Genomic DNA, 25,327 nt, shown 5'->3' with positions numbered 1-25,327 from the left:
GACGCGCGGCAGCGCGACCAGACGGACAGGAGACTGACATGCGGCTTCTCATCGTTGGCACATTGAAGGGCCAGCTCACCACCGCCACCAAGATCGCGATGGCGAACGGCGCCACCGTGACCCACGCCGAGGATAACGAACAGGCGATGCGCGTGCTGCGCGGCGGCAAGGGCGCCGACCTGCTGCTGGTTGACGTCGCCCTCGACATCCGCGATCTCGTGATGCGGCTCGAGGCCGAACACATCCACGCCCCGATCGTCGCCTGCGGCATCACCAACGACGCCCGCGCCGCGGTCGCCGCGATCCACGCCGGCGCCAAGGAATACATCCCGCTGCCGCCGGACCCGGAGCTGATCGCGGCGGTGCTGGCTGCCGTCGCCAACGATTCCCGCGAGCTGGTCTATCGCGACGAGGCGATGGCCAAGGTGATCAAGCTCGCCCAGCAGATCGCGGGCTCGGACGCCTCGGTGATGATCACCGGCGAATCCGGCACCGGCAAGGAAGTGCTGGCCCGCTACGTCCATACCCGCTCGGCGCGCGCCAAGCGCCCGTTCATCTCGATCAACTGCGCCGCGATCCCCGAGCATCTGCTGGAGTCCGAGCTGTTCGGCCACGAGAAGGGCGCCTTCACCGGCGCGATCGCCCGCCGCATCGGCAAGTTCGAGGAGGCAACCGGGGGCACGTTGCTGCTCGACGAAATCTCGGAGATGGACGTCCGCCTGCAATCCAAACTGCTCCGCGCCATCCAGGAGCGCGTGATCGACCGTGTCGGCGGCACCAAGCCCGTCCCGGTGGACATCCGCATCATCGCGACCTCGAACCGCAACCTGGTCGAGGCCGTACGCGAAGGCACGTTCCGCGAGGACCTCCTGTTCCGGCTCAACGTCGTGAATTTGAAGATCCCGCCGCTGCGCGAGCGTCCCCTCGACATCCTCGAGCTCGCCCAGCACTTCGTGAAGAAATACGCCGAAGCCAACGGCGTGCCGATGCGCCCGATCTCGGCGGAAGCCCGCCGCGTGCTCTCCACCAACCGCTGGCAGGGCAACGTCCGCGAACTCGAAAACACCATGCACCGTTCGGTCCTGATGGCGCAGGGCGACGAGATCGGCGCCGATGCGATCCTCACGCCCGACGGCGACCGCCTCGACCTCGCAAAGACCGCGCCGGCCGTGGCGCATGCCACCATGGCTGCCGAGCAGGTGACGCGGGCGCTGGTCGGCCGCACTGTCGCGGATGTCGAGCGCGACCTGATCCTGGAGACGCTGAAGCACTGCCTCGGCAACCGGACCCATGCCGCCAACATCCTGGGCATCTCGATCCGCACGCTGCGCAACAAGCTCAACGAATATTCCGACGGCGGTATTCCGATCACCCCCGCCGGCACGCCGGGTGAATATCCGCGCATGCCGATGGTGGGTGCGTAGGCGCTCTACGCTGACCGAGAGAAACGAATGCCCGGGCTGGTCCCGGGCATTTTTCTTGAGAAGAACGCAAAACAGTCGCCACAATCGGTGGCGTCCGGCGAAAGTCAGGATCCATCACTCAGTGCGAACGGTAAGCCACGCCGACCCATTCGGAGCTACCCTTCCGCCGCGTGAAGCAGTTCACAATCAAACCACAACAAGATGGTTAGAGTCCTCGAGCCGCGCGACGTGATGTCGGGCAGAGCCGCATTGGTCTCGCGAAACGTCCTTTACATCGAAAGGGCATCCCATGAAGAACTCGCCGTGGACCATGTTCCGCCTCTCATTGATTGTAACGCTGATCGCAGCGTCGGCGCCGCTTGCGCGCGCCGATGTGATCATGGATTGGAATGCAAAGGCCGACGCGATCGCCACCGAAAAGCAAATCCTTCCAGCGCCCCACAGCCGTGCCTTGTCCATGATGCACGTCGCGATGTTCGAAGCGGTCAACGCGATCGATCGCCGGTACGCGCCTTATAAACTTGCCTTATCCGCGGATCGTTCGACGTCGCGGGAAGCTGCGGCCGCAGTTGCGGCTCACGATGTGCTGCTGTCGCTCTATCCGGACCTCAAGCCGGAGCTGGATGCGGCGCTGACGAATTCTCTGGTACCGATCGCCAACGGCCAGTCCAAGGTCGCGGGCATCGGCCTCGGCAAGGAGGCCGCGATGCAGATCATTGCACTTCGTGCCAACGATGGTAGCGCCGCCCCTGAAACTTACCGGCCCGTGACGACGCCGGGTGCCTACGTTGCGACCACTGTCCCGCTGTTCTCGACCGCGGGCGCAACGACGCCCTGGATTATGACGTCCGGATCGCAGTATCGCCCCGGCCCGCCGCCGGCGCTTGGTTCAGAGGTGTGGACCCGGGACGTCAACGAAATCCGCGAGGTCGGCAGCCGAACGAGTGCGATCCGGACGCCCGAGCAAACCACCGTCGGTCGATTCTGGTTCTTTGTCGGTGCCCGCACTTACAATCCGATTGTGAGGCAGGCGGCAACGGCCAAGGGTATGGATCTCGTCGACTGCGCCCGGCTGTACGCACTGACGTCAATTGCCGGCAACGACGCCTTCGTCGCCGTTTTCGACGCGAAGTACCACTACAATTTCTGGCGGCCGATCACGGCCATACGCAACGCCGACCTGACGTCGAACGCAGCGACGCCTCGCGACGCATCCTGGCTGCCGCTGGGGGACACGCCGATGCATCCGGAATATCCCTGTGCTCACTGCATTACGTCGGCAGCGATTTCGACCGTGCTCCAGACCATCGTTGGAGATTTCGGCGAGTTCTCGGTGACCAGCCCCACGGCACCAGGCGTCACCCGCAAATGGACGCGGCTCCAGGACTATAGCGACGAAGTCTCCAACGCCCGTATCTGGGCCGGCTTTCACTATCGGTTCTCGACCGAGATCGGCAAGGAGATGGGCCGGAAGATCGGCGCCCTGACCATCGCCACGCAGCTTCGCGGCGTGGAAGCGATGGCGGAGCCGAGCCGTTAGCCGGTTGCCACACCGTCAACCTCGTTCTGGCGATAGCCGGGACGACGTGGGAGGCACGGTGCGTCCAATTCCGTGGACCGGCACATGGCCGCACCGCGTTCTCCGACTAGGTCACACCGGCGCAAGGCCCTATAACCCCGCGTGAAACCACGCGAGGGTCAACATGTCTCAAGCTCAAATCACGGACTGGCTGGCGACACAGCGGCAGGCGATGATCGACCTGCTGCGCGATGTCGTGAACATCGATTCCGGATCCTATGACAAGGAAGGCGTCGATGCGGTCGGGGCGCGGTTCGAGCAGCATTTCGCCGAGCACGGCATTCCGTTCCGGCGCGAAAGCCACGGTACTTTCGGCGATGCGATCCACGCCGAGGTGGCAAAGCCCGGCAGCAACGAGAAGCCGGTGCTGTTGATGGGACATCGCGACACCGTGTTCGGCAAGGGCGAGGCCGGTCGGCGTCCGTTTACGATCGAGGGCACGCGCGCCTATGGTCCCGGCGTTGCCGACATGAAGTCCGGCGTCGTCATGAACATATTCGTGGCAACCGCCTTTCACAAATTCGGCGGCAACCCGCACCCGATCAAGCTGCTGATCACCTCGGACGAAGAGATCGGCTCGCCCTCCTCGCGGCCGGTGATCGAGCGCGAGGGACGCACCGCGCGCGCCGTGTTCAATTCCGAGCCGGGCCGCCCGACCGGCAATATCGTCACGGGACGCAAGGGCGGCATCTTCATGCATTTCGCCATTACCGGCAAAGCCGCGCATTCCGGCGCCAATTTCGCCGCCGGCGTCAGCGCAATCGGCGAGCTCGCGCACAAGATCGTGCATATCCACGCGCTGACCGATCTCGACAAGGGCATCACGCTTAATGTCGGCCTCGTCTCGGGCGGGCAGTCCGTCAACACCACGGCGCCTTACGCGGAAGGGCAGATCGACCTGCGCTACGTCGATCCCGCAGATCGCGCGAGGGTGATGGCCGCGATCGAGACGATCATCACGACACCTTACGTGCCTGGCACCAGCGCGACGCTGACCGTCAAGGGCGAGTTCGTGCCGGTGGTGCAGAGCGCCGATTCAAAGGCGCTGTTCGAGAACTATCAGGCCGCCGCAAGGCAGGCCGGTCTCACCACGCTTCAGGGCGAGTTCTCCGGTGGTTGCGCCGATTCCGGCTTCACCGCCGCGGTCGGGACGCCGACCATCTGCGGGCTCGGCCCGGTCGGCGGGCTCGCGCACACGCCGGAGGAATATCTCGAGCTCGACAGCATCGTGCCGCGCGCGCAGGCGTTGGCGCTGGCGATCTTGCGGGGGTAGTCGCACACACTCCGCCGTCATGCCCGGGCTTGTCCCGCCTGCGCGGCCGAAGCCGCTTCGGCGAGGCGAAGCCCGGGCATCCACGTCTCTCCGGGAATCGCGGCTGCGCGTGGATGGCCGGGTCAAGCCCGGCCATGACGAGGAGAGAGCCGTCACGAATAGCTCGGCGCATCCGGCCTGCGGAAGATCTGGATGGGGTCGCCCGGCACGATCGGATGGCCGCTGAACATGGCATAGGCGTAGAGCGCGAGATAGGCGATCGCGAGCGCGCCGACCGCGTAGAAGGCCCAGGTCGCGACGCGTTTCATCATTGCGCTCCATTGCTGTCCCGGCGGGAGGCTCAGGCAGCGCTTCTAGAGCGATGAGGGCGAAAAGGCCAGCCTGCACGGCCTGTCGCCGGCGGCGATCAAATGCCGCGCCGGACCTGGGTGGGAACGCTGACGTCCGCAAGCCTGACCGCGTCTTCGTCCTGATCCACCGCCACGTACTGACCGTGCCAATAGGCCAGCGCAGCGTTGCGGGTCGAATTCCTGACATCGCGCACCCGCCCGATGACGATGCCGTGCGAATGGCGCTCGATGATCTCCTCGACTTCGCAATCGACGGCGGACAATGCGCCAACCAGCAGCGGAACACCCGAGACCGCGGTCACCCATCTGGCGCCCGCGAAACGATCGGCCCCCTTGAGCCCGCCCTTGCCGGCAAAGCGCTCGGCGATTTCGAGCTGATCGGCTGCTAGGATGTTCACGCCGAAGGCGCCATGGCGCCGGATCAGCGGGAAGGAGGAGGCATCGCGGTTGATGCTGACGATCAGCGTCGGCGGATCGACCGAGAACGAGGCGACGGAGGTGACCGTCATGCCGGTGATGTCCTTGCCCCGTCCGGCGGTGATGATGCTGACGCCGCCGGTGAGATGGCGCATGGCGCCGCGGAAATCGGCGGGCGAAACGGGGATTTCAGTCATGAGATCGCGGGGCACTACATTCATGGCATACTCCCCGAAGCGGGGTTCCCTCTATTTAGGTACGATCGTCCGCCGACAAAAGGTGGCTCAGGATCGAGCCTTCGAGACCCGCGAGCTCGGCCGAGCCGCGTTCGCGGGGCCGGGCCGTGTTAACCACGACGTCGTGGGCGATGCGCCCTTCCTCGATCACCAGCACCCGGTCGGCCAGCGCGACCGCCTCGGCGACATCGTGGGTCACCAGGATCGCGGTAAAGCCCTGGTCGCGCCAGACCCGCTCCAGCAACCGCTGCATCGAGATGCGGGTCAACGCGTCCAGCGCGCCAAGCGGCTCGTCGAAGGCGAGCACACGGGGACGCGAGACCAGCGCGCGGGCAAGAGCGACGCGCTGCTTCTGGCCGCCCGACAGTACCGAGGGCCACTGGTCGCGCTTGTCGGTTAATCCAACCTCGGTCAGCGCCTTATTGGCGCGTGTATGCGCATCACTGGATGAACGATCTCGACCGAGGCCGACCTCGACATTGGAGAGAACGCGGGCCCAAGGCAACAGCCGCGGCTCCTGGAACATCACGCGGATATCCGCGGGCTTCACGGTGTCGCCGAGCGAGATGCTGCCGGCGTCGAACTTCTCCAGGCCCGCGATGAGGCGCAGCAGCGTGCTCTTGCCGCAGCCGCTTTTTCCCACGATGGCAACGAACTGGCCGGCCGGAATGTGCAGGTCGATGCCGCGCAGCACCTCGTTGTCGCCGTAGGATTTGCGCAAGCCGCGGATGCTGAGCGGCAGGCCGCTCGTTTGCACCGGGCGCTCCTCGCGCACGACGCGGGCGTGAGGCGCGAAATTGGCACGGCTGGCGAGTTCGGTGTCCGGAAGGGAGGTACGAAGGGCTGTCTGCATGTGATTCCCAGTATGTCTGCTCAGCGTTTCCAATAAGCGGGGTGCCAGGAGAGCGTCAGGCGCTCCAGCACGCGGGAGGCGCTGTCGGCGAGCTTGCCGAGCAGCGCGTAGATCAGGATCGAGAGCACCACGACGTCGATCAGCATGAACTCGCGCGCCTGCATCGCCATGTAGCCGAGGCCCGAGGACGCCGCGATGGTCTCCGCGACGATCAGGGTCAGCCACATGATGCCGAGTGCGAAACGGATGCCGACGAAGATCGAGGGCAGCGCGCCCGGGAAGATCACGCGGCGGAACAGCTCGCCGTCGGTCATGCCGTAGATGCGGCCCATCTCGATCAGCTGGGGATCGACGGTGCGGATGCCGTGCAGCGTGTTGAGGTAGATCGGGAAGAACACGCCGAGCGCGACCAAAAACAGCTTCGCGCTCTCGTCGATGCCGAACCACAGGATCACCAGCGGGATCAGCGCCAGATGCGGCACATTGCGCACCATCTGCAGCGTGGTGTCGGTGAGCTTGGCCGAGAGCTGGGACAAGCCGTTGGCAAGACCGAACGCGAAGCCGATGCTGCCGCCGATCAGGAAGCCGATCGAGGCCCGCCAGAACGAGACCCAGATGTTGCGAACCAGCTCGCCGGAGAGCAGCAGCTTCCAGCCCGCAAGCAACACGTCGCTCGGCGCCGGCAGCACCCGCGTCGGCACGAAGCCGGTGACGCTGGCGACCTGCCAGATCGCGATGATGGCGAGCGGCACGATCCACTGGATCAGGCCGTCGACTCGCGGCAGGCGCAAACTGCGCGGGAGTGAAACGCTGTCGATCAGGCTCATGATTGCGACACCTGCTGCTGCGGACGATAATCGCTGCCGACCGTTTCACCAAAAGGGCCACCATTGAAGTGAAGCCGGGTCACGTTGCTGGGCTGCTCCAGCGAGAGCAGCGGGAACACCAACTCGGCGAAACGATAGGCTTCCTCCAGATGCGGGTAGCCCGACATGATGAAGGTATCGATGCCGATGTCCTGATACTCCCTAATGCGGGCCGCGACCGTCTGGGCGTCGCCGACCAGCGCCGTGCCGGCGCCGCCACGCACGAGGCCGACACCGGCCCACAGGTTCGGGGCGATCTCGAGCTTGTCGCGCTTGCCGCCATGGAGCTGCGCCATGCGCTGCTGGCCAACGGAATCCATCCGCGCAAAGTTCTTCTGCGCGGTCGCGATGGTCTCGTCGCTGACGTGCTTGATCAGCTCATTCGCCGCACGCCAGGCCGCGTCATTAGTCTCGCGGACAATCACGTGGAGCCGGATGCCGAACGATAGTTTTCGACCGCGTGCGGCGGCCACCTCCCTCACCTTGGCGATCTTCTCGGCGACCAAGGCCGGCGGTTCGCCCCAGGTCAGATATTTGTCGACGGTGTCGACGGCGACGTCGATGCCGGCATCCGACGAGCCGCCGAAATAGAGCGGCGGACGCGGCGACTGCACCGGAGGAAACAGCAGCTTGCCGCCTTCGACGTGGATGTGCTTGCCCTCGACATTGACGGTCTTGCCGGCGAGCAGCTCGCTATAGACGCTGAGGAACTCGCGGGTGACCTCGTAGCGCTCGTCATGGGCGAGGAAGATGCCGTCGCCCTTGTTCTCGACGGGATCGCCGCCGGTGACGACGTTGACCAGGAGCCGGCCGTTGGTGATGCGGTCGAGCGTCGCGGTCATGCGCGCGGCCACGCTCGGCGATTGCAGGCCGGGCCTGACCGCCACGAGATAGCGCAGCCGCTCGGTGAACGGCGCGACCGAGGAGGCGACGATCCAGGAATCTTCGCAAGATCGCCCGGTCGGCAGCAGCACGCCGAAATAGCCGAGCTGGTCGGCGGCCTGCGCGATCTGGCGCAGATAGTTGAAATTGACCTCGCGGCCGCCGATGCCGGTGCCGAGATAGCGGCCGTCACCGTGGGTCGGCAGGAACCAGAGGATGTTGGCGTTGCTCATGGATGTGCTCCGATGACTAGCCGTAGGTCGTCCCGACCGCGGCGGCGACGATGCCGATCGACATAACGATGGCTGCGATTACGCGTTGAACGATACGCCTCATGTTCAAACCCTTTGAGATGGGGAGATTGGTGGGCACGATCAGGCTGCCGGGTTGCGCCAGACGATGTCGCGGATCACGATTGGCTTTGGGATCAGGCCGAGCTTGTGGAAGCGGTCGGCGACACCCTGCTGGGTCGTGACGATGTCGTCGGTGACCGGGCCGACCACGAAATTCGCGCGATTGGCAGCGACGGTCTGGATGTCCAGCGGGACGCCGGTGATCGCGGCTAGCGATTTGGCGACCTCGTCGCGGTGCTGTTCGGCCCATTGACCGGCCGCGGTCGTCACGTCGATGATCTGTTGCAGGATGGCGCCGTTGTTCTTCGCGAAATCGCGGTTGGCGATGAAGAAGGAGTTGGTCTTGGTGACTTCGCGCGCATTGATCAGGATGCGGCCGCTCTGCTTGGTCTCGCCGATCGCGAAATACGGATCCCAGATCGCCCAGGCCTCGATGCTGCCATTGGCAAAGGCAGGCCCGGCATCCGGCGGCGTCAGATAGACCGGCGTGATGTCCGCATAGGTGAGGCCCGCTTTCTCCAGCGTCTGCACGACGATGTTGTGGGCGCTGGAGCCCTTGGTGAAGCCGACGCGCTTGCCCTTCAGGTCGGCGATGCCGCGGATCGGCGAGTCCTTCGGCACCAGGATGCCCTGCCCGTTGGTGATGGGCTGGCCGGCGGCATAGACGATCGCCGCGCCCGCAGCCTGGGCGAACACCGGCGGGGAATCGCCGACCGCGCCGAAATCGACGCTGCCGACATTCATCGCTTCCATCATCGGAGGTCCCGACGAGAATTCGACCCATTTGACGTCGATGCCCAAGGGCGCGAAATGTTTTTCCAGGGCGGCCTGCTGACGCGTGATAACCAGCACGCCGGTCTTCTGGTAGCCGATACGAATTTCCTTCACCGCGCCTTGTGCTTTGGCGCTTGAAGCGAATGCGGCGGCTGCCGCAGTTCCAGCGGATAGTTTGAGAAAGTCCCGACGTTGCATCCGACACTCCCGATCGCGTGCGGCCGTCCTTCATTCGTGCTCGGGAATGATGGTGTGGCTTATCGGAGGTGTCGAGACGCGCGGAAAAATAGCGATGCAGGCACTGCGCGGGTGGCAGAGCGCATGATTAATCTTTCAATCCACGGAGCGAATGCAGGGGATATTTTTCCGCACGCGAATGTGAAAAACGCACGCAACCGGGCCGAGATAAAAAAATCGCGAAAACAACCCCATGCACAGTAGCCGGGCCGTGCGAAAACAATGACTTACGCATTATCCGAAATGCGTTTGACTCGTCGGGCAAAACAGGAGCAGGATGTCATCATGGCGGCGTTGCGGATGGACCGGTCCTTGCCGGACTAATGCAGCCACCTCACCGGCAGATTTTGCAGCCCCCGAAACGCCCAGCCGCCGATCCGCACCGGTTCGTCGTCGGCGATCTCGAGCCGGCTGGCACGGGCGAACAATGTCGGCAGCGCGACGTCGGCGATCATAGCGCGCGAGGCCCAGGCGCCCGCGCAGAAGTGCGGGCCAGCGCCGAACGCGACGCTCTTGGCCGTGTCACGCCGCACGTCGAACTGGTCGGCGCGCTCAAAGTGCTTCTCGTCGCGATTGGCGGAGCCGAACATGAGGAATACGCGTTCATCGGTTTCGAATGCGACGTCGCGGATCGTCCACGGCTTCGCGATGCGTCGCGGCGACATGCCGATCGGCGAGATCCAGCGGGCATATTCCTCGAAGGCCTGGAGCCACGTCACCTCGCCCTTGCGCACGAGATCGAGCTGGTCGGGATGGGTCAGCAACGCCCACACCGTGCCGGCGATCGCCTTGCGCGGCTCGTTCTGGCCGCCGGAGATCGCGAGTTTTACATTGGCGCGCACGCTCTCCATCGCCATCCCCGACGCGAGGAGCACGCCGAGGATGCTCTGGTCGGGATGCTTGCGCATCACCGGCAGGATGTCGTCGATGGCGGCATCGATGCCTGACGTCGCCGCATGACAGCGCGCCTCGACCGCGGGATCGCCGGCGTAGTTGGCGATGCCCTCGATCATGCCCTGTGACCAGGCGTCCATATCCGCAAAGCCGATATTGGTGAGGCCGGTGATCGACTTCAGGCATTCGCCGGAGAACGGCAACGCGAAGTCGCGCATGAAATCGATGCGCCCGGGCTCGATCGCGTCAATGATGCGGTCGGCATGGGCCTGGAACAGCGCGCTCCAGTGCGCCTTCACCGTCTTCGGCGACACCGTCGGAAACATCGCGCGGCGCTCGACCTGGTGCGCCTCGCCGTCCTTGCGCATCATGTTGTGGCCCATCAGCCGGTTCATCAGGCCTGCAGGCTGGTGCGAGGAGAAGACGTCGATCTGTTTCTCGGAGATCGAGATGTCGTCGCGGCACGTCAGCAGCGTCGAGCCGAGCTGCGGCACGAAGGCGATTGGCGCTTCTTTCCGCATTCTTGCAAGCATCGGATAGGGGTCGGCCCAGAATGCCGCCGGGTCGATGTCGATGCGCGGCGCCGTGCTCAAGCTTCGCTCCATTGCTGTTCGCCACCAAGGTTAGCGGCTTCAGGAGGCGCCGTCTGTCCCCAGCGATTGGGACAGCTTCAGTTCAGGCTGCGCGGGCCGGCGAGCAGGCGTAGCACGATCGCAAACAGCTCGCTTTGCGAGGAGATGCCGAGCCGCTCATAGGCGCGCTTGCGATAGGTCAGCGTCGAATGCAGGCTGATGCCGAGCGCTTGCGAGATCGCCTCGGAGCTGAAGCCGGAGAGGATCCGCCGGCAAACGTCCTGCTCGCGCGGGGTGAGGCTGGCGAGCGGCGCGCGCGTCGCGAAGAGCGCGGCGAGAGACTGCTCGGTCGTTGCCGCCGAGCTGTGCTGGAAATGGCGTGCCACGCTCGCACTGATGGCCGGTGCGATGGCCTGAAGCCGCGCACGCTGGACGTCGCTGAAGCGGCCCTGGACAGCGATGCGATAGAAGTTGACGTAGAAGCAGGTGTCGTCGACCCAGATCGCGGTCGCGCATTTGTCGACGATGCCGGAATCCACAAAGAACAGTTTTCGGTAGCGGGCGCCGTACATGCGCGGCGCGAAGGAGGGCAGCACGAGCGTCGCGCGGCCCTCGCCTTCGAACAGCGCATCGCGGTTGGGATCGGATTGGTGGAACTGCCCGGCATAGGCGGCGCCGAGATCGCCGCCGATCGGGATGTTGCCGGCATCGAGCAGGCAGTGTGCGGCGCCCGCGCGGCTCAGCGAAAACACCATGCAATGCCCGACCCCGGCCTCCCGGCGCAGTGTATCGATCAGGATATCAGGGAAATTCGGGCGACCGATGGCGAGCACCGCGGGCGTGACATCGCCAGCTGCCGGATTTGCGGGCGTCCCGTGAGGGCGCATCGTTTTCTCCCCATCGCCTTTTGATGAAATTTATCAGCAATGGCCGCGCAGCGGAAGGCGGGTGTCGCCGGATATCTGCCGCAACGTCGCCGAGGCAGGCGGACGAAGGGAGCGCCTCAGTCGGCACTTTTTCGCAAAATCTTGTCCATTGCCTTTCCCTTGGCCAGCTCATCGATCAGCTTGTCCAGGTAGCGGATCTCTCGCATCGTCGGCTCTTTGACATCCTCGACCCGGACGCCGCAAACCACGCCTGTGATCAGGGTTCGCGAAGGATTGATCTTCGGGGCCTTCGCAAAGAACGTTTCAAAGTCCGTCCGCTATTCCAGTTGAGCTTCCAGTTGCTTCTGATCGTAGCCTGTCAACCAGGAGATGACCTGATCGACCTCTGCTTTGGTGCGTCCCTTCTTCTCCGCCTTCGCAACGTAAAGCGGGTAAACGCTTGCGAAGCTGGTGGTATAGATCCGGTGTTTTGTCATGAGCATTCCGGGATTGCTTGTTGCAGGACGTGACACCCTACCCCGCAGCCGCCTTCGCTGGCGCGACGCTGACGGCGAGCTTGCCGTAGCGGTCGGTGAAGGCCTCCGTGTCGATTTCCTCGAGCTTGATCTCGCCGCTCATGACGCCTTGCTTCCACGCCGCCTGCGCCGGATCGTTCTGGAATTCCGGCATCACCTCGCGGCCGAACAGCTCCAGGGACTCGCAGATGTGCTCGTGGCTGTTCTTGCCCGCTTGGTTGAGCAAAATCACCTGGTCGATATGCGAGCCCTGGAAGCGCTTCAGCTTCCTGCGGATCGTCTCTGGCGAGCCGATCAGGCCGCCGCGCAGCGCGGCCTCCTGCGCCTCCGGATTATCGCGTTTCCACTTGTTGTACTCGTCCCACATGTTGACGGTGTAGGGCGCCGGACGCTGGCGATTCTGCGAGGCGCCGTAGAAGCGCAACGCGAACTGGAAGAAGGTGGCGCCGTCGGCGCGGGCGCGGGCCTCCTCGTCCGTCTTCGCGCACATGAAGAACGACACCAGCGCCATGTTCGGGTTGATCTCGTAATCGGCGAGCTTGGCGAGCCGCTTGGTCATGGCGTTGTAATAGGCGTGCACCCAGGCATGCGCGGCGTCCGCGCTGACGAACTGGAAGCCGAGCGCGCCAAAGCCGTGCCGTCCCGCGCGTTCGATGGTCTGTAGTTGCGAGCAGGCCATCCACAATGGCGGATGCGGCTTCTGCACCGGCTTCGGCACGACGTTGCGCAACGGGATGTCGAAATATTTGCCGTGGTGCTCGCTTCCCGCGTCCTTGAACATCGGGAAGATCGCGGCGACGGCTTCCTCGAACACCTCCTTCTTGGTCTCCATGTCGCGGCCGAACGGCGTCAGCTCGGTGATGGAGGCGCTCTCGCCCATGCCGAATTCGCAGCGGCCGTTGGAGAGCAGGTCGAGCACCGCGACGCGCTCGGCGACACGTGCAGGGTGGTTGGTGGTGAGCTGGAGGATGCCGTGGCCGAGCCGGATGTTCCTGGTGCGCTGGCTCGCGGCTGCGAGAAACGATTCCGGCGAGGGCGAGTGCGAGTATTCTTCGAGAAAGTGATGCTCGACAACCCAGGCGTGGTCGTAGCCGAGCCCGTCGGCAAGCTCCATCTGCGAGAGCGCGTTCTGGTAGAGGCTGAGCTCGTCGCCGGCCACCCACGGACGTGGCAGTTGCAGCTCATAGAAGATGCCGAACTTCATGACGCCGTCTCTCCCAATTTTCTTGCCCGCTTATTTTGTTGCGCTCATCTTAATGCGCGAGGCAGCGCTGTCTACGAGAACACAATTCCGCCGTGCGGGAGATCGATTTTCGCGCATACGTCGCCACGCGCGGTCCGAGAAGCCGCGCTGCGACAATCCGGCGGCCTGACGGATTGATCCAGATCAAGGCGTCGGTGGCCCTGCTGCATCTAAAATGCAGCAAGGCAACGGCCCGGATGCCGTCCCAATCCCCACATTTCAGACGAGACCGAATATGTCGGCCCCCGACGACGCGACTTCGCGCGTGCGCCGCAAGCGCATGGAGATTTTCGCATTCCTGTTCCTGACCGCAATCGTGATGCCGGTCCTCGCGGTCGGAACGGTCGGCTCATACGGGCTTGGCGTCTGGATCTACCAGATGTTCGCCGGCCCTCCCGGCCCGCCGCCCTCGCCGCATTGATCTCCTCGAAGCGAAAGACAGGCATCATGGCCGAATCCAAACTCAACCGCCGCGCCTTGATCACCGGCCGGGTGCTCAGCGCCGACCGCATCGTCGCGCCGCCCGGTTGCGAAATTGCCAGCATCATCGTGCAGGCGCGCCCCGAGCGTCTGGACCAGCTGGAAGCTGCGATCACCGCCCTTGGCGGCTGCGAGATCCACGGCCGCGATGCGCGAGGAAAGCTCATCGTCGTGACCGAGGCGCCTGATTCCGGCAGCCTCGGCACCCTGCTCAACACCATCCAGTCGCTGCCCGACGTCTATTCCGCAGCGCTGGTCTTTCACGCCATCGAAACCGCCTGAGTCAGGAAGAGCCATTATGACATCGCCAAAGCTCGACCGCCGCCAGATGCTGAAGCTCGAGGCCGCCGCCATCGCGGCCGCCGCTGCGGGCATGCCGGCACCGGCGCTCGCCGCGAATCTCGTCGCCGAGCGCGACGTCGCCGAACTGAAATGGGACAAAGCCGCCTGCCGCTTCTGCGGTACCGGCTGCTCCGTGATGGTTGCGACCAAGAACAATCGCGTCGTCGCCACCCACGGCGACATCAAGGCCGAGGTCAACCGCGGCCTCAACTGCGTCAAGGGCTACTTCCTCTCCAAGATCATGTACGGCCACGACCGCCTGACGCAGCCGATGCTGCGCAAGACGGCCGGCAAATACGACAAGAACGGCGAATTCACGCCCATCTCCTGGACCGAAGCCTTCGACATCATGGAGGTGAAGTGGAAGGAGGCGATCAAGAAGCGCGGCCCGAACGGCGTCGCCATGTTCGGCTCCGGCCAGTGGACGGTCTGGGAGGGCTATGCGGCCGTGAAGCTGTTCAAGGCCGGCTTCCGCACCAACAACATCGATCCCAATGCGCGCCACTGCATGGCTTCCGCCGTCGCCGGCATGATGCGCACCTTCGGCATCGACGAGCCGGCCGGCTGTTATGACGACATCGAGGCCACCGATGCCTTCGTGCTGTGGGGCTCCAACATGGCGGAGATGCATCCGATCCTGTGGACGCGCCTCGCCGACCGCCGGCTCTCCGCGCCGCATGTCCGCGTCGCCGTGCTCTCGACCTTCGAGCACCGCTCGTTCGACCTCGCCGACATCGGCATGATCTTCAAGCCGCAGACCGACCTCTACATCCTCAACGCCATCGCCAACCACATCATCAAGACCGGCCGGGTCAACAAGGACTTCGTTGCCGCGCATACCATCTTCAGGCGCGGCCAGACCGACATCGGCTACGGCTTGAGGCCCGAACATCCGCTGCAGAAGAAGGCGACGGGCGCGGCGAAGGCCAACGATTCCACCGAGATGAGTTACGACGAGTACGTCAAGTTCGTCGCCGAGTACACGCTGGAGAAGGCGGCGGAGATGTCGGGCGTGCCGCTCAACCGGCTGGAGGCGCTGGCCGAGCTCTATGCCGATCCCAAGACCAAGGTGGTCTCGTTCTGGACCATGGGCTTCAACCAGCACACCCGCGGCGTCTGGTGCAACAACCTCGTCTACAACATTCATCTGTTGACCGGGAAGATCTCCTCGCCCGGCAACAGCCCGTTCTCGCTGACCGGCCAACCCTCGGCCTGCGGCACCGCGCGCGAAGTCGGCACCTTCTCGCACCGTCTGCCGGCCGACATGGTCGTGACCAACAAGGAACACCGCACCAAGACCGAACACATCTGGCAGCTGCCCGAAGGCACCATTCCCGACAAGCCCGGCGCACATGCCGTGCTGCAAAGCCGGATGCTGAAGGACGGCCTGATCAACGCCTATTGGGTGCAGGTCAACAACAACCTTCAGGCCGGTCCCAACGCCAACGAGGAGACCTATCCGGGCTTCCGCAATCCCGACAATTTCATCGTGGTCTCGGACGCCTATCCCTCGGTCACCGCACTCGCCGCCGACCTCATCCTGCCGACCGCGATGTGGGTGGAGAAGGAAGGTGCCTACGGCAATGCTGAGCGGCGTACGCAGTTCTGGCATCAGCTTGTCGCTGCCCCGGGCGAGTCGAAGTCCGATCTCTGGCAGCTCATGGAGTTCTCAAAGCGCTTCAAGATCGAGGAGGTCTGGCCCGAGGAGCTGATCGCCAAGAAGCCGGACGTGCGCGGCAAGACGCTGTTCGACGTGCTCTACAAGAACGGCCAGGTCGACAAGTTTCCGGTCTCCGACATCGAGCAGGGCTACCTCAACGACGAGTCCAAGGCGTTCGGCTTCTACGTCCACAAGGGCCTGTTCGAGGAATACGCCACCTTCGGCCGCGGCCACGGCCACGACCTCGCGCCGTTCGACACCTATCACCGCGAACGCGGCCTGCGCTGGCCTGTCGTCAACGGCCAGGAAACCAAATGGCGTTTCCGCGAGGGCAGCGACCCCTACGTCAAGCAGGGCACCGACGTGCAGTTCTACGGCTATCCGGACGGCAAGGCGCGCATCTTCGCCCTGCCTTACGAGCCGCCGGCGGAATCGCCCGACAATGAATATCCCTACTGGCTCTCGACTGGCCGCGTGCTGGAGCATTGGCATTCCGGCACCATGACGCGCCGGGTGCCCGAGCTCTACAAGGCCTTCCCCGAGGCCGTGTGCTTCATGCATCCTGACGACGCGCAGGAGGCGAAGATCCGCCGCGGCGACGAGGTGAAGGTGGTCTCCCGCCGCGGCTTCATCCGTGTCCGCGTCGAGACGCGCGGCCGCGACCGGCCGCCGCGTGGCCTCGTATTCGTGCCGTGGTTCGACGAATCCAAGCTGATCAACAAGGTGACGCTGGACGCCACCGATCCGATCTCGCTGCAAACCGATTACAAGAAGTGCGCCGTGCGCATCGAGCGGGTGAACGTGTCATGATGAAACGATTTGGAGTAGCGCTGCTCGCAATCGCGATCGCGGCTGGCGCGAGTTCGCTGACCGCGCAGACGGTGACGTCAGGGCTGCGCGGCCCGACGCCGCTCAACGACGAAGGGCCGGCGCCGCCGATGCTGCCGAACCGCAACACCTCCGAAAGGGAAGTGCGCAACTATCCGGAGCAGCCGCCTGTCATCCCGCATGCGATCGATGGCTATCAGGTCGATCTCAACGGCAACAAGTGCCTATCCTGCCATGCGCGGGCGCGCATCGCGGAATCGCAGGCGCCGATGGTCTCGATCACCCACTTCATGGATCGCGACGGCCAGTTCCTGGCCTCGATCTCGCCGCGCCGCTTTTTCTGCACCGAATGCCACGTGCCGCAGAACACGGCGACGCCACCCGTCAGCAACGACTTCACCGACATCGACACGCTGCTGTCGCGCGCAAGCCCCGGTGGTCGCCGATGACGACGACCGCTGATGATCCCGACGAGGGAATGAAGGCCAAGGGCGGTTTCGTCGCGCGAAGCTTGGACTTTGCGCGCGAGCTCTGGCAGGTGCTGATCCGTCCGAGCTCGGTGTTCGGGCTCGGCGTGCTGGTGCTGGCGGGCTTCATGGCCGGCGTGATCTTCTGGGGCGGCTTCAACACCGCACTTGAATTGACCAACACCGAAAAATTCTGCACCGGCTGCCACGAGATGAAGGACAACGTCTATGCCGAGCTGAAGTCGACCATCCACTTCGCCAACCGCTCCGGCGTGCGCGCGACCTGTCCGGATTGCCATGTGCCGCACAACTGGACCGACAAGATCGCCCGCAAGATGCAAGCCTCCAAGGAGGTCTGGGGCAAGATCTTCGGCACGATCGACACCCGCGAGAAATTCCAGGATCACCGGCTCGAGCTGGCGGCGCATGAATGGGCGCGCTTCAAGTCCAACGATTCGCTGGAATGCCGCAACTGCCACAGCGCCGATTCCATGGACATCACCAAGCAGTCGCCGCGGGCCTCGGTCGCGCACCAGCGCTTCCTGTTCACCAAGGAAAAGACCTGCATCGACTGCCACAAGGGCATCGCCCACCATCTGCCCGACATGCGCGGCGTTCCCGGCTGGCAATAGGGCCGCTGGCAACCGGATTTGCGCCGCTTGAACCGGCGGTGCGAATGGTTAGTTTTGGGGCTGGCGAATCGCTCCGTTTCGCCCCCTCCTCAAGACAGACATGGCCACATTCACCCCGCATCAGGATGCCGCGCTCAAGGCCGCTGGCGACTGGCTCAAGGCCAAACCCGGCCGCAACGGCACGCCGCCGGTGTTCCGCCTGTTCGGCTATGCCGGCACCGGCAAGACCACGCTGGCGCGGCACATCGCCGACGGCGTCGACGGCGAGGTGAAGTTCGCCGCCTTCACCGGCAAGGCGGCGCTGGTCATGCGCAACAAGGGGTGCGACGAAGCCTCCACCATCCATTCGCTGATCTACCGCACCCGCGAATCCGGCGAGGAACAACCCAGCTTCGAGCTGTGGGACGACGCCCCGGCCTCCAAGGCCAAGCTGATCGTGATCGACGAATGTTCGATGGTCGATGCCGAATTGGGCCGCGACCTGATGTCGTTCGACTGCCCGCTGCTGGTGCTGGGCGATCCCGCCCAGCTGCCGCCGATCCAGGGCGGCGGCTTCTTCACCAATACCGAGCCGGATGCGATGCTGACCGAGGTGCACCGCCAGGCCCAGGACGACCCGATCGTGCGGATGTCGATGGACGTTCGCGAGGGACGCGAGCTCGACATCGGCCGCTACGGCGAGAGCGAGGTGGTATCACGCAAGGAGCTCGATCCTGATCGCGTCATGGCCGCCGACCAGGTGCTGGTCGGCCGCAACAACACGCGGCGCGCGTATAATATGCGGGTGCGCCAGCGCCAGAACATCGAGGACGTCTTCCCCGTCGCCGGCGACAAGCTGGTCTGCCTGCGCAACAATCGCAAGAAGGGCCTGTTCAACGGCGGGCTGTGGCGCGTGAAGTCGCGCAACACCTCGCGCTCGAAATCCCGCATTCTCAGCATGAGACTGTCGCCGGACGAGGATCTCGGCCACAAGGTGACCAAGGTCTCGGTGCGCGCCGATTGTTTCGAGGGCGGCGTCGAGGCGATCGCCTGGGAGCAGCGCAAGCCCTATGACGAGTTCGACTACGGCTACGTGCTGACCGTGCACAAGTCGCAAGGCTCGCAATGGGACGACGTCGTGCTGTTCGACGAGAGCTTTGCGTTTCAGGAGAGCCGCGCGAGGTGGCTGTACACGGGAATTACGCGGGCGGCTAAAAGGTTGAGCATTGTGGTGTGAAGCCCGTAGGGTGGATTAGCCGAAGGCGTAACCCACCTCTTTCTCCTCGGATCGCAACAGTGGTGGGTTACGCTTCGCTAACCCGCCCTACGAAACCTCACTTCCCCGCGACGAAATAAAAATCCTCGCGGCCCGGCGGCGAGCCGTATGAAAACGGCTGCTGCACGTGCTTGGTCACAAGCCAGACGTCGTCGCGGACGATATCGAACAGTTTTCGGATCTCGACGCGCGGCACCTTGATTTCGCGGGCGAGCGCGGTGGCGAACGGGCTGTCGGCGCCGCCGTCGCCGTCCATCGCGGTCTCGCCGTGCTTGGCGGCGTAGACCACCATGAAGCCGGCGCCAGGCTCGATGTTGGAAAAGCCCTTGTCTACCAGCTTCAGCGACAGCGTGCGCTGCATGGTCGGCGCGAACGGATTGTCGCGGCAGGCATCCAGCATCACCAGACGCACTTTTCGCGCAGCGCCCACCGCCGCGATCACCTGCTCCAGCGCAACCGCCTGGGTCTCGGCGTCCCTGTCGGCGGCGAGCTTGGCATCGACGGGAACGAGATAATTCACGCCGCCGATCTCGAAACCGTGGCCGGCGTAATAGACCACCGCCCAATCCGCCTTCTCCGCCTCGGCCGCAAACGTTTGCAACGCTTCGAAGAACTTGTCGCGGGTCAGGTCGCTGACGGATATCACGGTCTGGAAGCCGACATCGCGCAGCACGGCTGCGATCATTTTCGAGTCACGTGGCGGATTGGGCAAGGCGTGGACGTTCTTGTAGGCACCGTTGCCGATCACAAGCGCCACGCGGCGTCCCGTGGATCCGGCCGACGGCTGCGGGGTCAGCGCGGCTAATCGTTCCTGTGCGATCGCGCGGGCACGCGCGACATCGAACTCGTCGAACTTCGTCAGCGAATAGGCCGCCGCGCGATAGTCGGCACGGGCCTGGGCAAGATCCTTCTTGCGCTCGTAGATCTGGCCGCGACCCGAATGTGCCCGGACATTGTTCGGGTTGATCTGGATCGCAATGTTGTAGTCCTTCAGCGCGGCGTCGAAATCGCCCTTCAACATGTTGACGTCGGCGCGATTGTTGATCGCGTACACGTTTTTCGGCTGCTTTTCGATCAAGCCGTTGCAATCGGCGAACGCCTGGTCGAACTTGCCCATCATGCCGTAGGTGATGCAACGATTGCTGGTGATCTGCGGCGCGGCCGGTTCGATCTTCTCGGCCTCCGCGAAATCGGCGAGCGCGCCGTCAAAATCCTTCATCAGCGTGCGCACGCGGGCGCGGTTGGTGTAGCCGAGCAGAAACTTGGGCGCGTATTTGATCGACAGGTTGAAATCGTCGAGCGCGCTTTGCAGCGCCCCCCGGCGCACCTGGATGATGCCGCGGTTGTTGTAGGGGACACCGTAGGTCGGGCGCTTCTGGAGCGCGAGGTTGTAGTCCGCCATCGCACGGTCGTCCTGGCCCGTCCGCTCATAGGCGAGGCCGCGCAAATTGAGCGTGACAACGTTGTCGGGATCGAGGTCGACGGCCATGGACAAGGTCTCGATCGCGTGGACGTAGTCGCGCTTGTTGATCAGCGTATTGCCGCGCACGGAGAGCGCGATGGCCTTGTCCCTGCCGGTGAGCCGGTCGGCGTTGAGCAAATTGTCGCAGGCCTGCGCCCTCGCCTGCGCATCCGCCTGGCGGTCGCGGCAAAGGGCGAGGTCGTCGCCGGGTTTCGGATCGGCTGCCGCGATCGAACTCCAGCCGGCCAGGACGGCGAGAACAGCGACGAGAGTCAGGGATGCGACGCGCAGCATGTTGTCAGGTCAGCTCCAGCCACGATTCTTTTAAGTCGATCACCGATCGCGCCGGTTCATCTAGCGCGGAGTTCCGGTCCTCGCCAAGCCGGGCTGCTCCAGGCGGCGCGTTTCACACACTCGTGTCCGTCCGGCCGTAACAATCGCCCGGTCCGCCCGTATCTCGAATGTCCGAAAATGCCGGGCAGGCTGTTCGCCCGGCCCCAACCGCCCTAGACTGTCAGACCTTCGGAAAGAGGATCGCCATGCGCCGACCTGCCCTCCTGTCCCTGCTCGCCGCAACCACCGCCCTGACGCTGGCTTTTGCCGCGCCGACCCGGGCCGCAGAGGATGCGGTCGTGATCCCCGCTCCCGCCGTTGACGCGGCGCCCGCAAGCGGGATCCAGACCGCCGTGATCGCCGGCGGTTGCTTCTGGGGCGTCCAGGGCGTGTTCCAGCACACCGCAGGCGTCGTCAACGCCGTCTCCGGCTACGCCGGCGGCACCAAGGCGACGGCCGACTACCAGACCGTATCGAGCGGCCGGACCGGCCACGCGGAATCGGTCGAGATCAAATACGACCCGAAGAAGATCTCCTACGGCAAGATCCTGCAGATCTACTTCTCGGTGGCGCACGACCCGACCCAGCTCAACCGGCAGGGCCCCGACACCGGTACGCAATATCGCTCGGCGATCTTCACCACCTCCGACGAGCAGAAGAAGGTGGCCGAGGCCTATATCGCCCAGCTCAACGGCGCCAAGGTCTTCAGCAAGCCGATCGCGACCAAGGTCGGCGCGCTTGAGGCGTTCTATCCGGCGGAGGCCTATCACCAGGATTATCTGACCCTGCACCCGAACCAGCCCTATATCGCCTACAACGACCTCCCGAAGGTCGAGAACCTGAAAAAGCTGTTCGCGGATAACTATATCGAGAAGCCGACGTTGGTGAGCGCCAGCAAGGCCACCAACTGATCGCGAGATCATCGAAACAAGATCATCGAAAAAACGGGAGACCCATGCCCGACACCAACACGAAAACCACGGACGACAAGGTCATCAAGAGCGAACAGCAATGGCGCAGCGAATTGTCGCCGATGCAATACGCGGTGCTGCGCGAGAAGGCGACCGAGCGTCCCTTCTCCGGCGAGTATGAACACGACCACCGCGCCGGCACCTATACCTGCGCCGGCTGCGGCAATGTGCTGTTCGAGTCCGACGCGAAGTTCGATTCCGGCTGCGGCTGGCCGAGCTTCACCCAGCCGGCCGTCGAGGGCCACATCGACGAGGAGCGGGACGTCAGCCACGGCATGATCCGTACCGAGGTGCTGTGCGCCAAGTGCAGCGGCCATCTCGGCCATGTCTTCCCCGACGGCCCGGGGCCGACCGGCTTGCGCTACTGCATCAATTCCGCGGCGCTGAAGCTCGAACCCAAATAAACCTTGCGCGCCGCCGGGTTCCGTCATGGAACCCGGCGGCGCGATGTGCTTTTCTTCCCCCGTGGTGCGGCCGGCCATGGCGCTGCGGCGGCCGCCAGGGAGGATGCCATGACGCTTGGGACCATCCTGATCATCCTGGTGATCATTTATCTCGTCGGCGGCCTGTCTGGCCGCCTCGGTGGCTACGGCTACGGAATGGGTCATTCCGGCATGGGGATCGGCGGCCTTGTCCTTGTGGTGCTGCTCGTGCTCCTGCTCCTTGGCAAGCTATAACCCTTGAAGGCACTGATATTGTTGAACCTTTCCAGGTTGCGGAGCAGCCATGCGCGGATTCATCATCTCGCATCGCGGGGGTCGCAATTTTGTCAAAACGGGCTATATTAGAGGACGAAAATGACATGTGCGGCGCCCACTCAATCGTGGCCTCTGCCCGTCTAAACCCCACGCGCTTAAAGCCCCAGAGAGATCACGAGGTCTTTGACCATGCGTCCACTGCGTCCGTTCAACTTCAATACTTCCGCCGAACTCTTCCCCGCTGCGATCCGCAAGAAGAAGCGTGCAGGCTTCACCTATCGCCGGTTCGGCACTGCGGCCGAAGCCGTCCAGTTCGCGATGGAGCAGTTGCCGACGGACTCGCTGAACGGAGCCTATCTCCAGGTCGAGGAAGCGCGCTTCGACCAGAACGGCATCCGCTCGCTGTATGAGAGCGAAGCCTTCCCGCTGCCCCGTCACCGCAAGCCGGTTGAGGCCAGCACCGACGCTGCTGACGCGGCGTAAGTTTCCGTAAGCCACTCCGATGTGCGCTCAGGGCGCGATGGCCGAAAGGCCGTCGCGTTTTTTGCGTTTTGGGGCGTGTCAGATGCGCGGCTGCTTGTCGAGCCAGCGGCGGAGCAGGCGCACGTTGCGCATGTTGGCACGGAACATGACGTCGAAGGCGTCGCCCGCGAACGGGACGATGCCGACGACGCCGTCGAGGGCGACATTGCCGAGCATGCGCGCGGTGATGTACCAGGGTGCCCCGAGCGCCCTCGCCTCTCGCACCAGCCAGAGCGAGATCGCGGTGGTGATGATGTCGCCGACGACGGGGATCAGTCCGATCAAGCCGTCGATGCCATAGCGGATATTGGTCCCGGGCAGCACGAAGGCGACATCGAGCAGCTTTGCGATCGCCTCGATCCGCGCGATCCGCTGCTCGCGCGTCAGATTGCCAAACGGGTTGCCAGCAAAGGGACTGTCCTTCCCAAACTCGTAGCGAAACTCGCGAAAGCCCTGCTCGAGCGTTTCGGGCCGGATCTCGTGACCGTCCTGATCGATGATCGGCCCACGGCCCCCGATGCCCGAAGAGGCCGCACCCGAGCGGTTTCCCGAACGGGATCGACGCGGAGCAAGAATATCGTCATCGGGCATGGTCATGGCCTGTAGGGAACGCGCCAGCGCGGCGGAGGTTGCTGCGGCGTGATCGAAGGTCGCGCCCTCAAGTCTGTGCCGCCGCCGGCTGCGGCTCCTCGACATATCTATGCACGAGCCAGGATGAAATCACCGCCGGCACGAACCCGACGAGGCCGTACAGGATGAACTGCACCGCGCCCGAGTCCGGCCCGCGCGAGCTGTAGGTCAGCGAGGCCAGGATGAAGGCGAACACGCCGACCAGCAGCATCCGCAGCACCGGGCCGATCCGGCGGATGTGGATCAGGATGTCGTCGACCGCACCGATCATCAGCGAGGGCAGAAAGCCGAACAGATAGCTGTATTGCAGGGTTTTGAAGAACACCGCGAACAGCTTGCCGACCTCGCCGAGACTGGTCTGGGTCCAATAGCCGGACTGGTAGGTCGTCGTCAGCAGCAGCAGGAACCCGCCCACGAACGGGCCAACCAGCGCAAACACGAGATAGCGTTTCATCAGGCACCCTCATCCTTCACCCCGTTTATAGCAGGGCCGCGGGAACCTTGAATAGCGGGGGTGCGGCACTGCGTCGGGAACAAGCGGCACAGCGACGAGTTCAGACAGGACCTGAAACTCACCTGTCAGATTTGGAGCCGCCGATGTCCCGCAAACTGTTCTTCCTGGCGACGATCGCGCTGACGGCCGTGAGCGGCCTGTCGAACGCGCCCGCTCTCGCACAAGGCCATATGGGTTCGCCGCAGGAGCAGCAGGCCTGCTCGCGGGACGCCTCGCGCTTCTGCCGCAAGGACCTCGGCAACGACATGGCGGTACAAGGCTGCTTGCAAGCCAACAGAGCCAAGCTGTCGCGCTCTTGCAGCAAGGTGTTTCAGAGCCACGGCATGTAAGGACCGGAACATTCCCGGATAATGGAGAGTGAAGCCATGTTGCGCGACGAACAGCTCTCGATTCTCAGGGACATCAGCCAATCCATCGCCTTTGCCGACGACCGGCACGGCAAGATAGGCGAGCTGATCGCCGACGGTTACGTGATGAAGGACGGCGATCTATTCGAGCTCACGGCAAAGGGCGTTACTGCTGTCGAGGAGCACGCAGCGCTTGGCGCAAGCGATGCGGAACAAGCGAGCGTGTCCTCCGATCGGTTGATCTGATCGCACGCGAGTCGCATTGTGCGTGACGTGCGCGCAACAATTGCGAATTCCTTTTTGCCCGCCATTGCAGCTGCGCGACAATGGCGCATACTTGATTCGGGCGGCGCAGCACTTTTCGATTCGAACATCACGAGAGATCGAGCGACCACATGCGGGATTGAGGTCCCGGCGTGAAGGCTGTGACATGCGGCCGATCAAGCCGCGTGCGGCGCCCCAAAACCAAGTGGCTCAACCCACGGAACTCGGGGACGCATTCCGCATGACACGCTACCAGACCATCGCAACTCTCTTCGCCGTCACAACCGCAGCCATCGCATTCCAGACATCGCCCGGCCATTCCTTCTCGTCCGAAGCGCAGCAGATGTGCTCCGGCGATGCCATGCGGCTGTGCTCGAGTGAGATCCCCGACATCCCCAGGATCAGGGCCTGCATGGTGCAGAAGAAGGCTCAGGTCAGCCCGGGCTGTCGCGCCGTGATGGACCGCGAGCACGCAGCCGCGACAGGATCGCGCAAGCGGGAAGCCACGGCGCAGTAGAGAGAGAGCGTACCTGCGGCCATCCTTCGAGACGCCCGCCCAAGGACGGG

At 64.1% G+C, this 25,327-nt stretch carries 28 protein-coding genes and 1 pseudogene; 16 read left to right on the top strand and 13 right to left on the bottom strand.

From position 1 onward, the window contains the following. Positions 1 to 38: 38 nt before the first annotated feature. The 3 genes from flbD (at position 39) to ABIC03_RS18440 (ending at position 4,276) form a co-directional block, all read left to right on the top strand. Positions 39 to 1,424 (top strand): sigma-54-dependent transcriptional regulator FlbD, encoded by a 1,386-nt coding sequence (flbD, locus tag ABIC03_RS18450; protein ID WP_275169513.1) that lies wholly within the window; start codon positions 39 to 41, stop codon positions 1,422 to 1,424. 289 nt (positions 1,425 to 1,713) lie between these two features. Continuing rightward, positions 1,714 to 2,964, top strand: coding sequence for a vanadium-dependent haloperoxidase (locus ABIC03_RS18445; protein WP_354059876.1), 1,251 nt, complete (start codon positions 1,714 to 1,716; stop codon positions 2,962 to 2,964). A 163-nt stretch (positions 2,965 to 3,127) separates the two neighbouring features. Then, positions 3,128 to 4,276: a M20 family metallopeptidase gene (locus tag ABIC03_RS18440; RefSeq protein ID WP_354059874.1), complete on the top strand. Its 1,149-nt coding sequence runs from the start codon at positions 3,128 to 3,130 to the stop codon at positions 4,274 to 4,276. 152 nt (positions 4,277 to 4,428) lie between these two features. Here ABIC03_RS18440 and ABIC03_RS18435 read toward each other — a convergent pair whose 3' ends face one another. The 10 genes and pseudogenes from ABIC03_RS18435 to ABIC03_RS18390 all read right to left on the bottom strand — a co-directional run bounded on the left by ABIC03_RS18435 (position 4,429) and on the right by ABIC03_RS18390 (position 13,316). Next, positions 4,429 to 4,584 carry a hypothetical protein gene (locus ABIC03_RS18435; protein ID WP_007596165.1) on the bottom strand — a complete coding sequence of 52 codons (156 nt, stop codon included), beginning with the start codon at positions 4,582 to 4,584 and terminating at the stop codon, positions 4,429 to 4,431. Between the two features lie 98 nt (positions 4,585 to 4,682). Beyond that, a complete protein-coding gene (locus ABIC03_RS18430; protein ID WP_354059872.1) occupies positions 4,683 to 5,264 on the bottom strand; it encodes a flavin reductase family protein in 582 nt (193 codons plus the stop codon). 31 nt (positions 5,265 to 5,295) lie between these two features. Further along, on the bottom strand, positions 5,296 to 6,132 hold the full coding sequence (locus ABIC03_RS18425; protein WP_354059870.1) for an ATP-binding cassette domain-containing protein: 837 nt from the start codon (positions 6,130 to 6,132) through the stop codon (positions 5,296 to 5,298). A 20-nt stretch (positions 6,133 to 6,152) separates the two neighbouring features. Next, positions 6,153 to 6,959: an aliphatic sulfonate ABC transporter permease SsuC gene (gene ssuC / locus ABIC03_RS18420; RefSeq protein WP_354059868.1), complete on the bottom strand. Its 807-nt coding sequence runs from the start codon at positions 6,957 to 6,959 to the stop codon at positions 6,153 to 6,155. After that, positions 6,956 to 8,113, bottom strand: coding sequence for an FMNH2-dependent alkanesulfonate monooxygenase (ssuD, locus tag ABIC03_RS18415; protein WP_354059866.1), 1,158 nt, complete (start codon positions 8,111 to 8,113; stop codon positions 6,956 to 6,958). Before ssuD ends, ssuC begins: the two co-directional genes overlap by 4 nt. A 141-nt stretch (positions 8,114 to 8,254) precedes the next feature. After that, entirely contained in the window at positions 8,255 to 9,205 is a 951-nt protein-coding gene (locus tag ABIC03_RS18410) for a sulfonate ABC transporter substrate-binding protein (protein ID WP_354059864.1), read from the bottom strand. 359 nt (positions 9,206 to 9,564) lie between these two features. Further along, a complete protein-coding gene (locus ABIC03_RS18405; protein ID WP_354059862.1) occupies positions 9,565 to 10,731 on the bottom strand; it encodes a cytochrome P450 in 1,167 nt (388 codons plus the stop codon). A 77-nt stretch (positions 10,732 to 10,808) separates the two neighbouring features. Further along, complete coding sequence (locus tag ABIC03_RS18400; protein ID WP_354059860.1) at positions 10,809 to 11,597, bottom strand: helix-turn-helix transcriptional regulator; 789 nt, start codon at positions 11,595 to 11,597, stop codon at positions 10,809 to 10,811. Between the two features lie 116 nt (positions 11,598 to 11,713). Beyond that, a pseudogene (locus tag ABIC03_RS18395) lies at positions 11,714 to 12,073 on the bottom strand (DUF2200 domain-containing protein). Positions 12,074 to 12,110: 37 nt separating this feature from the next. Then, complete coding sequence (locus ABIC03_RS18390) at positions 12,111 to 13,316, bottom strand: LLM class flavin-dependent oxidoreductase (RefSeq protein ID WP_354059858.1); 1,206 nt, start codon at positions 13,314 to 13,316, stop codon at positions 12,111 to 12,113. Positions 13,317 to 13,590: 274 nt separating this feature from the next. Here ABIC03_RS18390 and napE point away from each other — a divergent pair, with 274 nt between their 5' ends. From napE to ABIC03_RS18360, 6 genes are all read left to right on the top strand, one after another. Next, positions 13,591 to 13,776 carry a periplasmic nitrate reductase, NapE protein gene (napE, locus tag ABIC03_RS18385; RefSeq protein WP_007596178.1) on the top strand — a complete coding sequence of 62 codons (186 nt, stop codon included), beginning with the start codon at positions 13,591 to 13,593 and terminating at the stop codon, positions 13,774 to 13,776. 26 nt (positions 13,777 to 13,802) lie between these two features. Next, a complete protein-coding gene (locus tag ABIC03_RS18380; protein WP_354059855.1) occupies positions 13,803 to 14,117 on the top strand; it encodes a chaperone NapD in 315 nt (104 codons plus the stop codon). Positions 14,118 to 14,133: 16 nt separating this feature from the next. Further along, the gene (napA, locus tag ABIC03_RS18375; RefSeq protein ID WP_354059853.1) at positions 14,134 to 16,647 is read left to right on the top strand and encodes a nitrate reductase catalytic subunit NapA; all 2,514 of its coding nucleotides are present in this window, start codon (positions 14,134 to 14,136) and stop codon (positions 16,645 to 16,647) included. Next, positions 16,644 to 17,114: a nitrate reductase cytochrome c-type subunit gene (locus ABIC03_RS18370; RefSeq protein WP_354059851.1), complete on the top strand. Its 471-nt coding sequence runs from the start codon at positions 16,644 to 16,646 to the stop codon at positions 17,112 to 17,114. The genes napA and ABIC03_RS18370 overlap by 4 nt, the downstream gene beginning before the upstream one ends. Continuing rightward, positions 17,111 to 17,764 carry a NapC/NirT family cytochrome c gene (locus ABIC03_RS18365; protein WP_275169526.1) on the top strand — a complete coding sequence of 218 codons (654 nt, stop codon included), beginning with the start codon at positions 17,111 to 17,113 and terminating at the stop codon, positions 17,762 to 17,764. The genes ABIC03_RS18370 and ABIC03_RS18365 overlap by 4 nt, the downstream gene beginning before the upstream one ends. 100 nt (positions 17,765 to 17,864) lie before the next feature. Continuing rightward, positions 17,865 to 18,980: an ATP-dependent DNA helicase gene (locus tag ABIC03_RS18360; RefSeq protein ID WP_354059849.1), complete on the top strand. Its 1,116-nt coding sequence runs from the start codon at positions 17,865 to 17,867 to the stop codon at positions 18,978 to 18,980. A gap of 97 nt (positions 18,981 to 19,077) precedes the next feature. Here ABIC03_RS18360 and ABIC03_RS18355 read toward each other — a convergent pair whose 3' ends face one another. After that, positions 19,078 to 20,775: a caspase family protein gene (locus ABIC03_RS18355; RefSeq protein WP_354059847.1), complete on the bottom strand. Its 1,698-nt coding sequence runs from the start codon at positions 20,773 to 20,775 to the stop codon at positions 19,078 to 19,080. 245 nt (positions 20,776 to 21,020) lie between these two features. Between ABIC03_RS18355 and msrA the strand changes: the two genes are divergently transcribed. The 4 genes from msrA (at position 21,021) to ABIC03_RS18335 (ending at position 22,966) form a co-directional block, all read left to right on the top strand. After that, positions 21,021 to 21,725 carry a peptide-methionine (S)-S-oxide reductase MsrA gene (gene msrA, locus ABIC03_RS18350; protein ID WP_027519935.1) on the top strand — a complete coding sequence of 235 codons (705 nt, stop codon included), beginning with the start codon at positions 21,021 to 21,023 and terminating at the stop codon, positions 21,723 to 21,725. Positions 21,726 to 21,769: 44 nt separating this feature from the next. Further along, positions 21,770 to 22,189 (top strand): peptide-methionine (R)-S-oxide reductase MsrB, encoded by a 420-nt coding sequence (msrB, locus tag ABIC03_RS18345; RefSeq protein WP_354059845.1) that lies wholly within the window; start codon positions 21,770 to 21,772, stop codon positions 22,187 to 22,189. Between the two features lie 108 nt (positions 22,190 to 22,297). Then, the gene (locus ABIC03_RS18340) at positions 22,298 to 22,462 is read left to right on the top strand and encodes a DUF3309 family protein (protein WP_354059843.1); all 165 of its coding nucleotides are present in this window, start codon (positions 22,298 to 22,300) and stop codon (positions 22,460 to 22,462) included. Positions 22,463 to 22,672: 210 nt separating this feature from the next. Then, positions 22,673 to 22,966, top strand: coding sequence for a hypothetical protein (locus tag ABIC03_RS18335; RefSeq protein WP_007596188.1), 294 nt, complete (start codon positions 22,673 to 22,675; stop codon positions 22,964 to 22,966). Between the two features lie 78 nt (positions 22,967 to 23,044). Here the strand turns inward: ABIC03_RS18335 and ABIC03_RS18330 are convergent, their stop codons facing one another. Then, positions 23,045 to 23,602 carry a DUF4112 domain-containing protein gene (locus ABIC03_RS18330; protein WP_354060864.1) on the bottom strand — a complete coding sequence of 186 codons (558 nt, stop codon included), beginning with the start codon at positions 23,600 to 23,602 and terminating at the stop codon, positions 23,045 to 23,047. 61 nt (positions 23,603 to 23,663) lie between these two features. After that, positions 23,664 to 24,089 (bottom strand): DUF5413 family protein, encoded by a 426-nt coding sequence (locus ABIC03_RS18325; RefSeq protein WP_275169530.1) that lies wholly within the window; start codon positions 24,087 to 24,089, stop codon positions 23,664 to 23,666. 143 nt (positions 24,090 to 24,232) lie between these two features. Between ABIC03_RS18325 and ABIC03_RS18320 the strand changes: the two genes are divergently transcribed. The 3 genes from ABIC03_RS18320 to ABIC03_RS18310 all read left to right on the top strand — a co-directional run bounded on the left by ABIC03_RS18320 (position 24,233) and on the right by ABIC03_RS18310 (position 25,277). Next, positions 24,233 to 24,478 (top strand): hypothetical protein, encoded by a 246-nt coding sequence (locus ABIC03_RS18320; RefSeq protein ID WP_247431606.1) that lies wholly within the window; start codon positions 24,233 to 24,235, stop codon positions 24,476 to 24,478. Between the two features lie 36 nt (positions 24,479 to 24,514). Beyond that, the gene (locus ABIC03_RS18315) at positions 24,515 to 24,742 is read left to right on the top strand and encodes a hypothetical protein (protein ID WP_007614124.1); all 228 of its coding nucleotides are present in this window, start codon (positions 24,515 to 24,517) and stop codon (positions 24,740 to 24,742) included. 259 nt (positions 24,743 to 25,001) lie between these two features. Further along, positions 25,002 to 25,277, top strand: coding sequence for a hypothetical protein (locus ABIC03_RS18310; RefSeq protein WP_354059840.1), 276 nt, complete (start codon positions 25,002 to 25,004; stop codon positions 25,275 to 25,277). The last annotated feature ends 50 nt before the right edge of the window (positions 25,278 to 25,327 follow it).

Source organism: Bradyrhizobium sp. RT6a (genome assembly GCF_040547675.1).
Lineage (GTDB): Bacteria > Pseudomonadota > Alphaproteobacteria > Rhizobiales > Xanthobacteraceae > Bradyrhizobium.
Note: the sequence above shows the minus strand (reverse complement) of the source record. Positions and strands in the feature narration are given on the sequence as shown.